This window comes from Endozoicomonas sp. SESOKO3 (assembly GCF_024606255.1).
Genome location: NZ_JAHHPR010000250.1, coordinates 1 through 16,326 on the forward strand (window position 1 = coordinate 1; position 16,326 = coordinate 16,326).

The following is a 16,326-nucleotide window of genomic DNA, read 5'->3' on the forward strand; positions in this document are numbered from 1 at the left end:
GACCAATTTATTGCAACCGCAGTAGGACAGCCTTAAGTCCGACAGGCTGCTAGCGAAATACCTATAGCAAAAATAAAAGTAGAGCCATGAACGGATTCTTCATGGCTAATAAAAGGCACCCTATGTTAGTAAGACTCTGGCGCGACCCGGTCTGGCGGGCTGTTCTTTTTCAGGTTCTGTTGATCCTTGCCGTTGTGGCAATGGTCGCCTGGGTAGTGAACAATACCCTGTCGAATCTAGAGCATCGCGGCATCAGCACCGGCTTTGATTTTTTATCCCAGTCTGCAGGTTTTGGCATTATCCAGACACTGGTGGAGTACGACGAAAGCCATACCTTTGGCAGAACGTTTCTGGTAGGCCTACTCAATACTTTACTGGTCTCTTTTCTCGGCGTTATCTTTGCCACCATTCTTGGATTTCTGATTGGTGTGGCCCGGCTCTCCTCTAACTGGCTCCTGTCTAAAATGGCCAGTATTTATATTGAGGTTTTCCGCAATATTCCCCTGCTGCTGCAAATTTTCTTCTGGTACTTTGCGGTTCTGGGTATTCTGCCGAACCCCCGTCAAAGCATCAGTCTGTTTGACTCCATCTTTATTAATGTTCGTGGTATCTCTCTTCCCTGGCCCGAATTGAACGCGGGTATGGTGACGGTTGCCTGGGTTTTCATGGCCTGTCTTGCTGCTGTGCTGGTGTTGAGATTCTTTATGCGCTCATGGCTGCTCAACACTCTGCATCGTGAAAACAGCGGGCGAACGGTTTTTTATATCAAGGCAGCAATGGCTTCAAGTGTTGTGCTGATTCCTCTCGTGACCAGCTTTCTGGTGGATGCTCAGTTGCGATGGGAGATACCAGAATTAAAAGGTTTTAATTTCTCCGGCGGTCTGGTTTTAATTCCTGAACTGGCTGCGCTCTGGTTTGCTCTGAGTATTTATACTGCGGCTTTTATTGCTGAAGTCGTTCGCTCTGGTATTGAGTCTGTCAGCAAAGGTCAGAAAGAAGCCGCTGCGGCTCTGGGTCTCAAGCCTCGCCGCGTGCTGAGTCTGGTGGTGATTCCTCAGGCCATGCGGGTGATTATTCCACCCCTGACCAATCAGTACCTGAACCTGATCAAGAACTCTTCACTGGCGACGGCCATAGGTTACCCGGATCTGGTCAGTGTCTTTGCGGGAACCACCCTGAACCAGACCGGTCAGGCCGTTGAGGTGATCGCCATGACCATGGCCGTTTATCTCACGATCAGCCTTACCGTATCTGTTTTGATGAACTTGTATAACCGTTGGGCATCGCTGGTAGAGCGGTAAGGACTCTCTTAATGAAGAGCACGATGATGGAAGAAAAAATGATTCCTGCAAGAGAGCCCCCGGTCAACTCGAGGGGTGTTTTAGGCTGGATGCGGGAGAAGCTGTTTGCGACGCCCTCACAGTCACTGATCACATTGACGCTTATTTACGGTCTTTATCTGATCCTTCCTCCCTTATGGCAGTGGGCAGTTATGGACGCTACCTGGACGGGAGAAAGCCGCTCGGCCTGCAATGTTGACGGTGCCTGCTGGGCTTTTGTCACTGCACGACTGGATCAGTTTATTTACGGCTTCTATCCGGAGAGTGAAATCTGGCGGGTGAATCTGTTTTTTGTGCAGTTGGCCCTGATTCTGGGTTGGCTGATGATTCCGGCTATTCCCGGCAAGAAGCTGGCATTGGGTTTGGGATTGCTGGTATTGCCGGTTACCTCCTGGCTGGTGCTGTCTGGAGGTTACTTCGGTCTGCCCGAGGTTGAAACTCATAAGTGGGGTGGCCTGATGGTGACCTTGGTGCTGGCGCTTTATGGCATGTTGGCATCATTACCGGTAGGCGTTTTGCTGGCCCTTGGCAGGCGATCTTCCATGCCGGTCATTCGCACTTTCTGTACGGCTTATATTGAACTCTGGCGTGGGGTTCCGCTGATTACTGTGTTGTTTATGGCGTCGGTCATGCTGCCTCTGTTTGTTCCGGAAGAAATTGTTTTCGACAAACTGGTTCGGGCCCTGATCGGAATTGTCATGTTCCAGTCAGCTTATATGGCCGAAGTGGTGCGTGGTGGATTGCAGGCGATTCCAAAAGGGCAGGTGGAAGCCTGTCAGAGTCTCGGAATGGGTTACTGGCAGAGTATGCTACTGGTGGTTCTGCCTCAGGCTCTGCGTCTGGTGATTCCCGGAATAGTGAACACCTTTATTGCACTGTTCAAAGACACCAGTCTGGTATTGGTGATTGGTCTGTTTGATCTGCTTTCGATTGTTCAGGCAGCCCTGAATGACCCCGAGTGGCTGGGCAGTGCTGTAGAAGGTTATCTGTTTGCCGGCTTTGTGTTCTGGTTGTTCTGCTTTGGTATATCCAAGTACAGCCAGCGACTGGAAAAGAATTAAAGAAAATGAGAGGTCTTCATGGATAAGATGGTCCGGGAAGTAAAAGACCCTGCAAGCCCTGTTATCAGGTTGAATGGGGTTAACAAATGGTACGACAACTTTCATGTCCTCAGAGATATTAATCTGGATGTGGTGCGTGGCGAAAAGATCGTGATCTGCGGGCCATCCGGTTCGGGTAAGTCGACTTTGATTCGCTGCATTAACGCTCTGGAAGAGCATCAGGAAGGCCAGATTATTGTTGATGGCACAGAACTGACCCGGGATCTGAAAAATATAGAGAAGGTTCGTCGTGAGGTCGGTATGGTGTTCCAGCAGTTCAATCTGTTCCCCCATCTGACGGTGCTGGAAAACTGCACACTGGCACCGCTCTGGGTCAGGAAAACCGCTAAAAAAGCAGCGGAAAAAACGGCGATGGAATACCTTGAGCGTGTCCGTATTCCCGATCAGGCGGATAAATATCCCGGGCAGCTCTCTGGAGGCCAGCAACAGCGTGTAGCGATTGCCCGAAGCCTCTGCATGAACCCGGAAATCATGTTGTTCGATGAGCCCACCTCCGCACTGGACCCGGAAATGATCAAGGAAGTGCTGGACGTCATGATTGAACTGGCCAATGAAGGCATGACCATGCTCTGCGTGACCCATGAAATGGGTTTTGCAAAAACGGTAGCAGATCGCATGATCTTTATGGATCAGGGGCAAATCGTGGAAGAGGCGACACCGGAAGTCTTCTTTAATAATCCGAAGTCTGAACGTAGCAGGGCATTTTTGGGGCAGATTCTCAATCACTGAGAGCTTGTTGGACTTCACCTGAATGCCAAACAAAAAGGCCGCTCATCTTTTGATCAGCGGCCTTGTTATAGGATGCTACTGAAAAACCGACTTAGAAGCGGTAAGTCGCAGAAGCATGGAGGGAGTAAGAGCTGGATTCGTACTTACCTGCGTAAGATGTAGTCGTGTCAGTCAGCTGGCCACCGCCTTTGACATCGTCATTCTCAACGGTGTCGTAGACAGCCGCAAAGTCCAGATCAACCTGACCATCAAGAATGCTGGTTCCGGCACCCAGAGTAAAGCTGTGTGCATTGGCTGGCGTAGAGAAGGTAGGTGCAGCATACTCTTCGGGTACAACAGCTGTTGTATAAATGTAACCGGCTCTCAGAGCCCAGTTTTCAATACCGGTGTATTCGGCAGCAATGCGGTAGTTGTACTGGTCTTCCCAGTTGGTGTTGATTGCGGGTACGTCCAGAGGTCGTTCATCAGAAGTAAACTGGATCTGTTCATTGTTGCTGTACTGCGAATATGTGACCTCACCAAACAGGGTCCAGTGAGGAGCTACTTGGTAATCAATACCGGTAGAGATCTGCATGGGCAGAGCTGTTTCTGCGGTTGCATCAATGCCGCTGTAGTCGTCAGGTATTGGGCCAAATCCAGGAGCACCCGATCTGAAGGATGCTTTACCGTCAGCTTCAATATCTACTTCAGAGCGGTAATTGATCCCCCAACCCCATCGGTCATCATCAGAGCGGTACATTGCGCCCAGACGGACACCAAATGTATTGTAACCGCTCATGTCGTTGTAGCCCACTGCAGCGCCTATACCCAATATATCTGAAACCATGTTGATATCGGCAGTGGCGTAAGTCAGGCGATAAGTACCTCCAACGGACCAGTTGTTGTTGATGCGATAGGATAATCCCAGACCTGCCTCAATAATCTTGATGTCAGTAGAGTAGTCATCTGTGACGGGTCTGCTGCCACCAACCGTTACATCTTCATACTTCGCAGCAGCACCACCAGAAGCATAAACACCGTACCCCATAGTGAACTTGTCGTTCAGTTTGTACAGACCTGTCAGGCCGCCAGCAGGAGAAAAGTTGGTTTCACCCTCAATAAAAGTATTTGGAGCTTTCGCAGGACCATTGACCTGAGTAAAAGTAGGAGATACATGCAGAGCAATATCATTAGACTCGGCAAAAGCCATACCGGCCGGGTTGAAGAAGATGGCACTGGAATCATCGACAGAAGAAACCGCAGCACCGGCCAGTGCGCTGTATTCAGCATCCCAGAGGGTCGCTTTTTCAAAACCACCGGCTACCGCCTGACCTGCAGAAACAGCAGCAGCCAGAGCAGAAACGAGGAAAAAAGGCGAAGTGCGTGTATGGCTTTTCATTATTACTCCTTATGATGGCAAGACCTCAGGCAGCTCCCTGTTATAAAAAAGGGTTTCTTTTATTAACGAGAGATATGAACCTGCCTGAGTGCGAACGTTGTTAGCTCTTGTGGATTCTTTCCGGTTCGCGGGTGGAACGGAGGCCATTTTATTTATGCTTAATCGAAATTACTGTTATTTTTTTGTAAATAATTAGCTATTAAAAAAGCTTTTAAAGGTGCTTCGAAACCGGTTTTTGAAACTGTGGTAAGAAATATTTTTATTTCTAACTTATTGATTCAAGGCAAAGTCTGTTGTTAATCATAATTCGAATATTATTCGATTTATGATTTCAATTAATTCAAGGTACTTTGATTATTACGAAACAGGCATTCAGTGTGGGTAATCAGGTCGGGCTGAGTAATTAATACGTTAAGTGCATGGTGATAACCCACGTTTGCTAAACGTGGTGATGAAAGAAAAAAGGCCGCTGATCTTTCGACCGGCGGCCTTGTTGTATGTTTCTACCGAAAAACCGACTTAGAAGCGGTAAGTCGCAGAAGCGTGGAGTGAGTAAGAGCTGGATTCATACTTACCCGCGTAAGATTGAGTAGAGCTGGTCAGGTTGCCACCACCTTTTACATCGTCATTCTTAACGGTGTCGTAGACAGCAGCAAAGTCCAGATCCACCTGTCCATCAAGAATGCTGGTGCCGGCACCCAGAGTAAAGCTGTGGGCATCGGCAGGACTGGAGAAGGTGGGCGCAGCATATTCTTCAGGTACGACGGCTGTTGTATAAATGTAGCCTGCTCTCAGAGCCCAGTTCTCTATACCGGAGTACTCCGCAGCGATACGGTAGTTGTACTGATCTTCCCAGTTGGAGTTAATTGCAGGTACAGGCAGGCTGCTGACCTCATCGGAGGTAAACTTAATCTGTTCGTTATTGCTGTAGTCGGTGTATGTGATCTCACCGAACAGGGTCCAGTGTGGAGCTACCTTGTAATCGATGCCGGTAGAAATTTGCATGGGCAGAGCTGTTTCTGCGGTCGCATCTTTATCGCTGAAATCAAGAGGAATTTGGCCAGCAAATCCAGGAGCACCGGATCTGAAAGATGTTTTGCCATCTGCTTCAATATCGACTTCAGAACGGTAGTTGATCCCCCAACCCCAGCGGTCGTCATCTGAGCGGTACATCGCACCCAGACGAACACCGAAGGTATTGTAACCGGTCATATCGTTGTAGCCCACTGCTGCACCTACAGCCCCATTCGCTAAATTTGACATCAATTCGATATCAGCAGCGACGTAAGTCAGGCGGTAGGTACCCCCAACGGACCAGTTGTTGTTGATGCGATAAGATAATCCCAGACCCGCTTCAATAATCTTGATGTCAGTAGAGTAGTCGTCTGTAACGGGTCGTACGCTGCCAACAGTCAGATCTTCATACTTGGCAGCAGCACCACCAGAGGCATAGATACCGTAACCCAGAGTGAACTTCTCATCCAGTATGGTCAGACCTGTCAGGCCGCCAGCCGGAGAGAAGGTGGTATCGCCATCAGTAAAATTGACACCATTCGCCGGACTACTGACTTTGTTAAAGGTAGGAGATAAGTGCAGAGCAATATCATCAGACTCCGCAAAAGCCAGACCGGCCGGGTTAAAGAAGATCGCACTGGAATCATCGACAGAAGAAACAGCTGCACCTGCCAATGCAGTGTATTCGGCATCCCAGAGAGTCGCTTTTTCAAAACCACCGGCTACTGCCTGACCTGCTGAAACAGCAACTGCCAGAGAGGAGGCCAAAGCTAATGGAGTGAGAGAAAAATGCGAGGAACGAGTGTGGCTTTTCATTATAACTCCTGACGTCGGCAAGACCTGAGGCGACTCCTTGTTACAAAAAGAAAGTTACCAACAGAGAGAACTTCTTTTTTCATTAACAAGTGATATGAGACTGCCTGATTGCGAACGTTGTTTGCTCTTTTCGAGTCTTCTCAGGTTCGCTGGTCGAAGGGCCGCTAGTCTTTTTGTGCTTATTATTAGTGTGTGTTGTCGTTTAAAAATGTCCGCTTGTTGAATGACGTTTTAACGTGCTTTGAAACGGGTATTTGAAACGACAGTACGAAATATCTCTGTTTAGAGGAGTCGAGTCAAGACAGGGTTGGGTGTTAATTAAAATTCGAATAGTATTCGATTTTCATTTTAATGAATTTAAGCTGTTTTGATTCGGTCTTATATTGCTAACTTTTTGATATTTAATGATTTTTATAAAAGGATGAGATTTGAATTAGCATCAGAAAAAGATGTAAAAAAATTGAAAAAAATTTGCAATTAGAGAGTCAGATTGCTCTCTAAGTCTTGGTAATTGCGTCAGGTTGAATACTTAAGATGTTTTTTATATAAATGAAAGACAAGTACTAATGAGGTCATCCGGACCTGCATAAGCCTCCGTAGTCTGAGGAAAGTTCCTGTTCAATTAAGTAAGCGTCCTGATATGGGGTATGTGGCCTTGGGCGTATAATTTTAATATTAATTAATCGGACTCACTCTTTTTTTCATGCTGCTTTACATTCTGGATTTATTTGGCACCGCTGTCTTTGCCATCAGCGGCGCCTGGCTGGCCTGTCGTAAAGATATGGATATCTTTGGTGCCATGGTTCTGGCGTTTGTCGCTGCCGTGGGGGGGGGGGCACGATTCGCGATGTCCTTTTAGGCGGCACACCGGTTTTCTGGGTACAGGATCACGATTACGTTCTGGTCATTCTGGTCTCAACCCTGTTGGCGATTTTGATAAGACGCTGGCATCAGAAAACGCATCATATGATGTTGATTTCTGATGCGCTGGGTCTGGCTGTATTTACGGTGATTGGTGTCACTAAAGCTCTGGATTTCGGCGCTTCAGCCATTGTCGCTGTCATGATGGGGGTTCTCACCGGCTGTGGCGGTGGCGCTATCCGGGATCTGCTGTCTGGTGAAGTGCCACTGGTGCTGAAAAAAGAGGTGTATGCTTTTGCCGCTATGGCGGGTGGTGCTCTCTTCGTTGCATCAGAGTCTTATATTGGCGTCAATATGGCCACATTGTTGTCTGCGGGTCTGGTTCTGTTACTCAGACTGTTGGCTCTTTATAAGAAATTATCTCTCCCTCGTTTTGACCTGCCACCCATTTCCCGATGACTTTAACGCGCTCTGACATATAGCTATTTGATCAGAGCTCCCATGCTTTTAATAACTGTTGTTTACTAATCGTCGTTTATGCCTTTAAAAAAAGGCAGCGAAGCGTTTCTGCGTCTATACCTTTCAAACCAACACACAACACAATGAGGTTTGAAAATGACTTTGTGTTTACGACAGAGGGTGGCTGTTCTGTCACCTCTTCTTGCCGCTATGGCCGTTTCCTTTCATTCTGGCAGTGTCTACTCTGCGGGTTACGGCGTTTATGAAAACTCAGCCAGCTACATGGGCACAGCCTATGCGGGCAGGGCTTCCAACCCCCAGGATGCTTCTATTGCAGCCAATAATCCTGCAGGTATAGCTTATGTTGAGGGTATGCAGGTTTCTGTGGGTTCTGCTGTCATTCTTGAAGGAGGGGAATTTGAGGGTCAGCATACAGCGGGTGGAACGGTGATTGCCCAGGGTAAGACGGAAGATTTCGTGTCAACAAGCGGGATTCCTTTTGGGCATTTTGTTATGCCACTGAATGAGCAAATCAGCTTTGGTATAAGTGGGTATGCTCCTAATGGTATTGAGCTGGATTATGACAAGGATTGGGCGGGTCGTTTCTTTGGTAATAAAACCAGCGTTAAAACCGTGAGCCTGCAGGGAACGGTTTCCTATAAATTTCAGGAAGACCTTTCGGTTGGGTTTGGGTTAATTGGTTCCTATGTGGAGGGGGAATTAACTCAAAATGTCAATCCCCTTGTGCCTGCTGCAAAAGCAAAGATTGAGGGTGATGCCAACGCATTGGGTTGGACTCTGGGAGCACTGTGGAATGTTTATGATAAAACCTACGTTGGCCTTGCTTACTTCTCAGAACTTGATTTTGAAATCGAGGGAGATGTAAAAGTTGAGGGTCTGGCCCCGGTTGAGTTGAAATCAGATGCAAAGCTCGATATCACTATGCCAGAAAAAGCGGCTCTAAGCCTGACTCATGAGCTAAACGATGAATGGACTCTCATGGCTGAGGCCACCTGGACCCGTTGGAGCCGGTTCGAGGAATTTTATGTCAGAGCCGATAATTCTGCCCTGTCCAGCTACGTCCCAATCAACTGGAAAGATGTTTGGGCCTGGAGTTTTGGTGCGACATGGCAAGTACTGCCAGAGTGGAAACTGAGGGCAGGCTATATGTTTGATGAGTCCCCCGTCGATGATGACAATCGTACAGTCCGTACACCGGATTCGGATCGTAACTGGTTTACCGTGGGAGCAAACTGGAGGCCTGATACCAACATCTCCGTTGATATTTCCTATGCATATGTGAGTCTGAAAGAAGGTAAAATCAATGAATCCAAGTACAGCCCGGATCAAAGGGCTACTCCAAATCCTTTTTACGGCACAGTAACAGGCGATTACAAGAACAGCTCCAATATTGTAGCTGCACAATTGAATTATATTTTCTAGACTTGTTCCGTCTGCGACCTTGCCTGTCTCTGCAGGCAAGGTCTTGGTGAAGGTTTTTCAGAACCAGGGAATAAGTCGATGAAATCAGTCTTTAACAACAAAACGATTAAAAAAAGTCTCAAGATGGCCGCGTTAGTGGTGACAGCAGGTACTCTGGTTTCGGGGTATGCATACCAGCCTGTCGGCGAAAAAGATGAAGTCATTACCGAAAAGCGTACAGTTGATCAGGACAAAATCTGTCAGGATCTTGGGCATCTTTTTACCAAGAGCCGGGATGGCTTTTCGGATATACGTAAACAGCCTTCTTTTTACAATAAGATCACCATCTGGCAGACAGACTATCAACCACTGAACGGTGGCTGTGAGGTTTGGCAGTGGTCCAATCGCTATAGCTATGTATGCAGTCGAGTCCTGCCTGATGAGCAGACTGCGACTCTGGCTTTTGACGAAGCCAACCGTATCATCGGTCAATGTCTGCCCAGGAGTTGGAGTCAAAAGGAGGTGACATTGCCAGACCAGAAAGGCGAAAAAATTCAGTATTCCATCAATGGACAGGTCAGGGGCTCTCTGGAAAAGGTCAGTACTGGTGGCCTGTTTTCCAAAGACTGGACGGTTTACCTGTTGATTTCATCGCCGGAAAACACTCAGTAGTAATGATATGACTGGAAGAGGGGCGTTCTGTCCGTTGGTCCTCACGGACATTGTGGGGTGGGCAGGATGTTTTTCGAAGTTGCGAAGTTGCATTATTGCCATTTTGAAAAAACTTTTATTACTTCTGTTTCCTTTCTATTTGGGCACTTCGTGGGCTTATGACTTTCCTATCAGGGATCCATTTCTGGCCACCGTCGTTGGCACTCCGCCCGGGCAACAGGTGAAGCTGGGGCAGGGTACTGTCCGTGAGGCGATTTTAGGATTGGCTGACGAAACCATTAAGGGGGCGCCGGGTATATTCTGGGATGTGATGAAACCCCGTTTCAAATTGGCCTGGCAGGAGCAACCTGCTCCGTTGATATTTATCATTGCAGGTACTGGGGGGCGTTTCGATACCAGTAAGGTCGAGTTCCTGAAAAAGGTTTATTATCAGGCCGGCTTTCATGTCATTCAGATCTCATCCCCCACCAGTTACGACTTTGTTGTTTCCAGCTCCCGAACTCATCGGCCCGGCCTGACCCGGCAAGATTCAGAAGATATCTATCGTTTGATGAAAGCGTCTGTCAAGCGGGTCCTCTCCTTTAAAAAACTGGAGATTAGTGGCTGGTATCTGACAGGTTACAGCCTTGGCGCTCTCAATGCTGCGTTTGTAGCCCGAATAGACAGCGAACAGAACGCGTTTGGCTTTGAACGAGTATTGTTAGTGAACCCTCCTGTTGACTTGCGGCGCACCGTCGATAGCCTTGATCGTTTACTACAGGTGGATGTGCCGGGCGTTGACAGTGCAACAACGCTTTTTAATCACTACTTTGACAAGCTGGCTGCCTATTTTAAAGCTCATAAAAGTATTGATTTGGATGAACCCATGCTGGTTCAGGTGATGAAAAGCACTTATGCCATGAGCAGAGAAGAGCTGGCGCTGCTGATAGGCGTCAATTTCAGGCTGGTAGTAGCGTCCCTTTATTTCACTTCTGCTGTCATGACCTGGGACGGCAAACTGATCCCCGGATATTTCAGGCTCACGCGAAGTGATAGTCGAACTCCTTATTTTAAGCGGGCTATGTTTTGCGGTTTTGAATGCTACATCGATAATGTGCTGATCCCCTACGTAGAGAGGCAGAAGGGAATCCACTCCGGTCAGAAAAAATCCCTCCGAATGCAGCGCACTTTTATCTTTGAGCAGAGCGGTCTGCCTCGCCTTAAGACCTGGCTGAAGCGTGCCCGCCATGTTGGTGTGATGCACAATGTGGATGACTTTATTATTGATAAGAAAGGGCTCGACTTTCTTTATGACACCTTCAGAGGGCGGATAAAAATTTACCCTCTGGGTGGGCATATGGGCAATCTGAAATACCATCAAAACGTACGGGATATGCTCAGCTTTATGAAGGGTAGGGGGTTCCCTGATGCCTAGAGCCGGGCTCCTGTTGCTGTTTTTTTCTCTCATAGTCTTTAATGTCCTGGCTGATCAGCGTATCCCCTATGCAGATCCTATGGATACTCTGAAGTTCAGAGACACTGATGATGAGCTGTTGGAAAATTGGCATCACAATCCAATGTCTTTTATGGATGTTTATGATCCACTGGAGTCCTTCAATCGCGAGGTGTTTGCTTTCAATCGGCAGTTGGATCGCTATTTTCTTGAGCCTGTTATGCAGCTTTATGAAACGGTGACTCCGTTTTTCGTTCGGATAGGGATTGCCCATTTTTTTCAGAATCTGAAAGAAGTTTCCACTCTTATGAACAACCTGCTTCAGTTTGAGGGTGAGCGAGCTGTCAGATCAGTCGGTCGATTATTCATCAATTCTACTCTGGGTATGTTGGGCTTTTTTGATCCTGCTGAAAGTATGGGGTTGCCCCATCATCCCAATGAATTTGGCAATACTCTGGCAAAATATGGCGTGGGGCCCGGACCTTATCTGGTGGTTCCGGTGATTGGCCCATTCAGTTTGAGGGATGTCAGTGGTCTGGTCGTCGATCTGGTAGCAGAAGATTATATTGATTTTCTTGGGGTGCCTGCACAGGTGTTTAGCGAACCTGAACTGTTTGCTATCTATGGCATTAACTATCGTTACACCGTACCCATGAGCTATGACGATTTCAGTTCGCCCTTCAGCTACGACATCATTCGCTTTCTCTACACCAGAAAGCGGGAGTTGGAAGTGGGTATTATTAAGTAACCGTGAATTGTGTTGGTAATAGAAGGGAAGTGTCTTCCAGCTCAACGGCAATCACGGAGCTGGAAGAAGATAACTTAGACTTCTTTGCGAATAAACACCCACTCCTTGTCATTCGACATGGCTTCGTTATAGCTATAGCCCTCATAATCAAAACCTTTCAGGTCATCGACTTTTTTCAGGCTGTTATCTATGGCATAACGACACATCAGGCCTCTGGCTTTTTTAGCGTAGAAGCTGATGATTTTGTACTTGTCACCTTTCCAGTCCTTGAAAACCGGAGTGATGATCTGACCTTTCAACAGTTTGGGTTTAACAGCCTTGAAGTACTCGTTGGAGGCCAGGTTGACCAGAATGTCGTCTTTTTGGGCAGCCATTTCTTCGTTCAGTTTGTCGGTGATCTGTTCGCCCCAGAATGCATAAAGGTCTTTTCCTGCCTGGTTGGCAAATCGGGTGCCCATTTCCAGACGATATGCCTGCATCAGGTCGAGAGGTTTCAGCAGACCATAGAGACCAGAGAGAATGCGCAGGTGTTTTTGCGCATAATCAAACTGTTTGGCATTCATAGTCTCAGCATCAAGTCCCGTGTAAACATCACCTTTGAAGGCGAGGACAGCTTGTTTGGCATTATCCCGGGTGAAAGGTTGCTGCCAGGCTTCGTAACGGGCTGCATTCAGCTGTGACAGTTTGTCGCTGATGCTCATCAGGCTGCCGATATCTGACGGACTCAGCCTGCGCAACTGATTAATCAGGTCCTGAGACTGGTCCAGGAACTCTGGCTGACTGAACTTTTTCGTCACCGGAGCGGTGTCATAGTCCAGGGTTTTGGCAGGTGACACGACAAAAAGCATATTGGTTTTCTTCCTTAGCACTATGGAACACATCCTAGTTGAGGGCGGAGGTGTTTGGTAGTGAATTGTCTCTATTATGTTGTTAGGCAGCATGAGAGAGCAAGCTGGACCCGGACTTTCAGACACTAATGAGATCGAATGAGGGTCACCAGTTCTGTTGTTTTTTCTTCCATCAGCGCCTGATCTCCCCGGCTTTCCACATTCAGTCGAATGACCGGCTCAGTATTAGACATTCTGAGGTTGAAACGCCACTCTCCCATATCAACGGAGATGCCATCGGTACGATCAATTTCAGCGGCATCTTGTTCGTACCTGATCAGAATGGTCTCAATGGTCTGTGCTGGATTTTCAACTGTGCTATTGATCTCCCCGGAAGCGGGAAATTTGTCTATTCGTTCGGCCACCAACGCAGAGAGTGTCCGACCTTTCTGAGATAATAGTTCTGTAACCAGCAGCCAGGGAATCATGCCAGAGTCACAGTAAGCAAAGTCACGGAAGTAATGGTGGGCACTCATTTCACCACCATAAACGGCATCTTCTTTGCGCATTCTCTCCTTGATAAATGCGTGACCCGTTTTGCAAAGCACCGGCTCTCCTCCAGCACTCCTGACTTGGTCTATGGTATTCCAGGTCAGTCGCGGGTCATGAATGATCTTTGCCCCCGGCGTATGGTTCAGGAAGGCTTCACCCAGAAGACCCACAATATAATAACCCTCAATAAACTGCCCCTTTTCATCGAACAGGAAACAGCGGTCAAAATCGCCGTCCCAGGCTATCCCCATATCGGCCTGATGTTCGAGAACAGCATCGCTGGTTGCCGGGCGACACTCAGGCAACAGCGGGTTAGGAATGCCATGGGGAAAGTTACCATCGGGCTCATGATGAACTTTGATAAATTCAATGGGGACTGAAGTGGATTGAAAACGGGCTTCAATCGCATCAATCACATGGCCTGCCGCACCGTTACCTGCATTAACAACCAGTTTCATGGGCTTTAGCCGAGTAGGTTGGATGTAGCCAAGCATGTGATCAATGTAGTCATCAAGAACGCTGACTTCTTTATAATCACCCTTCAGAGAGCGGTCTGTTATGGGTGAGGCGTCGTTTAATGGTGCAGCAACAAATGTATCCTCGACCAGCTTCTGTATCTCACGCAGACCGGTTTCACCTGAAACAGGTTTACTGTCTTCTCTGACCAGTTTCATGCCATTGTAGTCTCTGGGATTGTGGCTGGCCGTTACCATGATGCCACCATCTACTTTCAGGTGTGACGTTGCGAAGTAGATTTCTTCCGTGCCACATAGACCTATATCCAGAACATTGACTCCGCCCGATCTCAGGCCATCACTCAGTGCGGCTTTCAGGGAGGGTGATGAAAGCCTAATGTCTCCACCAACAACGACGGTGTCTGCTTTTAAGTATTCTGCTGTTGCACGACCAATGCGCCAGGCAATGTCTTCATTCAATTCATCCGGCATGCGGCCCCGGATGTCATAGGATTTGAAGCAGTTCAGAGATTTCATTCATAACATCCGTTTCTGGTGGTGTTCTAATAATACCCTTTTGTTGTGTTAACCCGTAAGTACAAAAGATGTCGCAAAAGTGCAGTGCTTCGCCAATAAGGCGTTAAAAAGTGGTTCAGATTGCTGGTGAGCAGGGCTTTAGGGGGAGGAAAGTTAATGATTAATGGCTGTCGGTTTTTGATAGCCAGACGATCAAGTCTGGCTATCGTTCTGAGGTAAGTGAAAATTATAGATTTTCTTCAGCGTATGCCGCCAGTGGCGAGCGTGGGACTCCCTGTAGTTGGACTGCGCCACCGTGTGGAAAGTTTTTAAATCGTTCAGTCATGTAAGTCAGTCCCGAACTGGTCGGTGCGAGGTAAGGGGTATCAATCTGAGCCAGGTTGCCCAGGCAGATGACCTTACTACCGGAACCCGCACGGGTGATAATGGTTTTTATCTGGTGCGGTGTCAGGTTCTGACATTCATCAATGATGATCAGGCTCTGCTGAAAGCTTCGTCCCCGGATATAGTTCAGGGATTTGAAATGGAGAGGGACCTGCTTGAGAATGTAATCCACACTGCTGTTGGTGGATTCATCGTCGTAGTGCAGGGCTTCGAGGTTGTCAGTAATGGCGCCCAGCCAAGGCTCCATTTTCTCCGCTTCCGTGCCCGGCAGGAAGCCAATGTCTTCATCCAGCCCCCGGGTTGAACGGGTCGCTATGATTCGACGGAACTGTTTGGTGGCTACTGTCATCTCGATCGCTGCAGCCAGGGCCAGAATGGTTTTACCTGAGCCCGCAGCACCGGTCAGGTTGACCAGATGAATGTCGGGGTCCAGTAAAAGATTCAGGGCTATGGCCTGATGAATATCGAGAGGTTGAAGCCCCCAGGCTTCCTGACTCATTAATGCTTCACGGCAGAAGTGTTGCAACTGGACTTCGTCCTGAGTGATGGCGTTCACCCGAGCTACAAATCCAGTGTCGTCCAGTAAAAACTGGTTCAGATGGATGTCCTCTCCGAGCTCTTCTTTCAACAATCGGTGATAGGTATTACTCTCCAGCTGTTCTGTCTGAACCTGGGAAACCCGGTCCCAGAAGTTGCCTTCAAACAGCCGATAACCTTTATTGAGTAAACCAATATCGGAAACCAGCTGGTCGCTGTGGTAATCCTCCGTTGGAATTCCGCATCCCCTGGCTTTGAGACGCATATTGATATCTTTGGTCACCAGGATCACCGGTATACCCGGATGGGTTTCCTGAAAATGACAGATATCGTTGATGATGCGGTTATCGTTATTGCTGGTGGGCAGTGTGGTGATGTTTTCTATACGGTGAGAACTCAGGATTGAGAGAGTACCCTGAGGCTCTGATTTATTACCACGTCTGATAGGAACGCCTGCTTCGATCTCCGAGGGTGAGGCAGTACCCAGTATCTGGTCAATCAACCTGATGGCCTGTCGGCAGTCAGCGGCGATGGTTTGCTTTCCGTTCTTAAGCTTGTCCAGTTCCTCCAGAACGGTCATGGGGATGAGCACTTGATGCTCTTCAAAGTTGAGGATTGAGTTAGGGTCGTGTATCAGAACATTACTGTCGAGAATGTAGGTGGTTGTTTGGGTTGAGATGATCGGCCTGGCTTGCAAGGCGTTTCCCATAGGCGGTTTCCTCGTCCTTTTTTTGGATCTCTCATATTTGATTCTTATCGAAAACCAGCAAGTCAGCAAGTTTAAATTTCCAATAGAAATAAAAAATTTTAAATACTGATTTTATTATTTTAATAAGTGAAATTTGATTCTAAACTTAGAGGATTACATTCATATTTCTGCTAAATGATACGTCTGGAAATCGTTACAAATTTTTTCGTTTACTCCGCTTTTTCAGGGCCATTTATAGGGGTTGAAAGGCTGCCACCAGCGAATTTCGGTTGAATATTCGCTAGCAGCCTGTCGGACTTAAGCGTCCGTAGCGAGGATTGCAAGAAATTGAGG

Annotated in this window: 14 protein-coding genes and 1 pseudogene; 10 read left to right on the plus strand and 5 right to left on the minus strand. The window is 47.8% G+C overall.

Annotated elements, in window-relative coordinates; translation table 11 throughout:
- Positions 1 to 86: 86 nt before the first annotated feature.
- From KDK18_RS04495 to KDK18_RS04505, 3 genes are read left to right on the plus strand one after another with little or no spacing between them, the layout of a single operon-like run.
- The gene (locus tag KDK18_RS04495) at positions 87 to 1,301 is read left to right on the plus strand and encodes an amino acid ABC transporter permease (RefSeq protein ID WP_257253508.1); all 1,215 of its coding nucleotides are present in this window, start codon (positions 87 to 89) and stop codon (positions 1,299 to 1,301) included.
- 11 nt (positions 1,302 to 1,312) lie between these two features.
- Positions 1,313 to 2,401, plus strand: a complete 1,089-nt coding sequence (locus tag KDK18_RS04500) for an amino acid ABC transporter permease (RefSeq protein WP_257253509.1) — start codon at positions 1,313 to 1,315, stop codon at positions 2,399 to 2,401.
- A 27-nt stretch (positions 2,402 to 2,428) separates the two neighbouring features.
- Complete coding sequence (locus tag KDK18_RS04505; protein ID WP_257253520.1) at positions 2,429 to 3,190, plus strand: amino acid ABC transporter ATP-binding protein; 762 nt, start codon at positions 2,429 to 2,431, stop codon at positions 3,188 to 3,190.
- Between the two features lie 91 nt (positions 3,191 to 3,281).
- On the opposite strand, the gene KDK18_RS04510 is transcribed toward KDK18_RS04505, so the two are convergent.
- Positions 3,282 to 4,568, minus strand: a complete 1,287-nt coding sequence (locus tag KDK18_RS04510) for an OmpP1/FadL family transporter (RefSeq protein WP_257253510.1) — start codon at positions 4,566 to 4,568, stop codon at positions 3,282 to 3,284.
- Between the two features lie 519 nt (positions 4,569 to 5,087).
- The gene (locus KDK18_RS04515) at positions 5,088 to 6,398 is read right to left on the minus strand and encodes an OmpP1/FadL family transporter (RefSeq protein ID WP_257253511.1); all 1,311 of its coding nucleotides are present in this window, start codon (positions 6,396 to 6,398) and stop codon (positions 5,088 to 5,090) included.
- 703 nt (positions 6,399 to 7,101) lie between these two features.
- On the opposite strand from KDK18_RS04515, the gene KDK18_RS04520 reads away from it, so the two are divergent.
- From KDK18_RS04520 to KDK18_RS04545, 7 genes and pseudogenes are all read left to right on the plus strand, one after another.
- On the plus strand, positions 7,102 to 7,257 hold the full coding sequence (locus tag KDK18_RS04520) for a TRIC cation channel family protein (RefSeq protein ID WP_257253512.1): 156 nt from the start codon (positions 7,102 to 7,104) through the stop codon (positions 7,255 to 7,257).
- Positions 7,239 to 7,286: pseudogene (locus tag KDK18_RS14655) on the plus strand (hypothetical protein); the annotation flags it as partial. The gene KDK18_RS04520 and the pseudogene KDK18_RS14655, both read left to right, overlap by 19 nt.
- A 36-nt stretch (positions 7,287 to 7,322) precedes the next feature.
- On the plus strand, positions 7,323 to 7,718 hold the full coding sequence (locus KDK18_RS04525) for a trimeric intracellular cation channel family protein (RefSeq protein ID WP_257253513.1): 396 nt from the start codon (positions 7,323 to 7,325) through the stop codon (positions 7,716 to 7,718).
- Between the two features lie 156 nt (positions 7,719 to 7,874).
- On the plus strand, positions 7,875 to 9,161 hold the full coding sequence (locus KDK18_RS04530; RefSeq protein WP_257253514.1) for an OmpP1/FadL family transporter: 1,287 nt from the start codon (positions 7,875 to 7,877) through the stop codon (positions 9,159 to 9,161).
- Positions 9,162 to 9,239: 78 nt separating this feature from the next.
- On the plus strand, positions 9,240 to 9,812 hold the full coding sequence (locus tag KDK18_RS04535; RefSeq protein ID WP_257253515.1) for a hypothetical protein: 573 nt from the start codon (positions 9,240 to 9,242) through the stop codon (positions 9,810 to 9,812).
- Positions 9,813 to 9,915: 103 nt separating this feature from the next.
- The gene (locus KDK18_RS04540; RefSeq protein WP_257253516.1) at positions 9,916 to 11,226 is read left to right on the plus strand and encodes a hypothetical protein; all 1,311 of its coding nucleotides are present in this window, start codon (positions 9,916 to 9,918) and stop codon (positions 11,224 to 11,226) included.
- Positions 11,219 to 11,992: a VacJ family lipoprotein gene (locus KDK18_RS04545; RefSeq protein ID WP_257253517.1), complete on the plus strand. Its 774-nt coding sequence runs from the start codon at positions 11,219 to 11,221 to the stop codon at positions 11,990 to 11,992. The genes KDK18_RS04540 and KDK18_RS04545 overlap by 8 nt, the downstream gene beginning before the upstream one ends.
- A gap of 74 nt (positions 11,993 to 12,066) precedes the next feature.
- On the opposite strand, the gene yaaA is transcribed toward KDK18_RS04545, so the two are convergent.
- The 3 genes from yaaA to KDK18_RS04560 all read right to left on the minus strand — a co-directional run bounded on the left by yaaA (position 12,067) and on the right by KDK18_RS04560 (position 15,993).
- Positions 12,067 to 12,840: a peroxide stress protein YaaA gene (gene yaaA, locus KDK18_RS04550; RefSeq protein ID WP_257253521.1), complete on the minus strand. Its 774-nt coding sequence runs from the start codon at positions 12,838 to 12,840 to the stop codon at positions 12,067 to 12,069.
- Positions 12,841 to 12,965: 125 nt separating this feature from the next.
- The gene (locus tag KDK18_RS04555) at positions 12,966 to 14,363 is read right to left on the minus strand and encodes a phosphomannomutase CpsG (RefSeq protein WP_257253518.1); all 1,398 of its coding nucleotides are present in this window, start codon (positions 14,361 to 14,363) and stop codon (positions 12,966 to 12,968) included.
- 226 nt (positions 14,364 to 14,589) lie between these two features.
- Positions 14,590 to 15,993, minus strand: coding sequence for a PhoH family protein (locus tag KDK18_RS04560; RefSeq protein ID WP_257253519.1), 1,404 nt, complete (start codon positions 15,991 to 15,993; stop codon positions 14,590 to 14,592).
- Positions 15,994 to 16,326: the final 333 nt, after the last annotated feature.

Bases quoted from the DNA above. Each gene is read 5' to 3' on its own strand.
- KDK18_RS04495 (WP_257253508.1), top strand. From the start codon at position 87: ATGAACGGATTCTTCATGGCTAATAAAAGGCACCCTATGTTAGTAAGA.
- KDK18_RS04500 (WP_257253509.1), top strand. From the start codon at position 1,313: ATGAAGAGCACGATGATGGAAGAAAAAATGATTCCTGCAAGAGAGCCC.
- KDK18_RS04505 (WP_257253520.1), top strand. From the start codon at position 2,429: ATGGTCCGGGAAGTAAAAGACCCTGCAAGCCCTGTTATCAGGTTGAAT.
- KDK18_RS04510 (WP_257253510.1), bottom strand. From the start codon at position 4,568: ATGAAAAGCCATACACGCACTTCGCCTTTTTTCCTCGTTTCTGCTCTG.
- KDK18_RS04515 (WP_257253511.1), bottom strand. From the start codon at position 6,398: ATGAAAAGCCACACTCGTTCCTCGCATTTTTCTCTCACTCCATTAGCT.
- KDK18_RS04520 (WP_257253512.1), top strand. From the start codon at position 7,102: ATGCTGCTTTACATTCTGGATTTATTTGGCACCGCTGTCTTTGCCATC.
- KDK18_RS04530 (WP_257253514.1), top strand. From the start codon at position 7,875: ATGACTTTGTGTTTACGACAGAGGGTGGCTGTTCTGTCACCTCTTCTT.
- KDK18_RS04535 (WP_257253515.1), top strand. From the start codon at position 9,240: ATGAAATCAGTCTTTAACAACAAAACGATTAAAAAAAGTCTCAAGATG.
- KDK18_RS04545 (WP_257253517.1), top strand. From the start codon at position 11,219: ATGCCTAGAGCCGGGCTCCTGTTGCTGTTTTTTTCTCTCATAGTCTTT.
- yaaA (WP_257253521.1), bottom strand. From the start codon at position 12,840: ATGCTTTTTGTCGTGTCACCTGCCAAAACCCTGGACTATGACACCGCT.
- KDK18_RS04555 (WP_257253518.1), bottom strand. From the start codon at position 14,363: ATGAAATCTCTGAACTGCTTCAAATCCTATGACATCCGGGGCCGCATG.
- KDK18_RS04560 (WP_257253519.1), bottom strand. From the start codon at position 15,993: ATGGGAAACGCCTTGCAAGCCAGGCCGATCATCTCAACCCAAACAACC.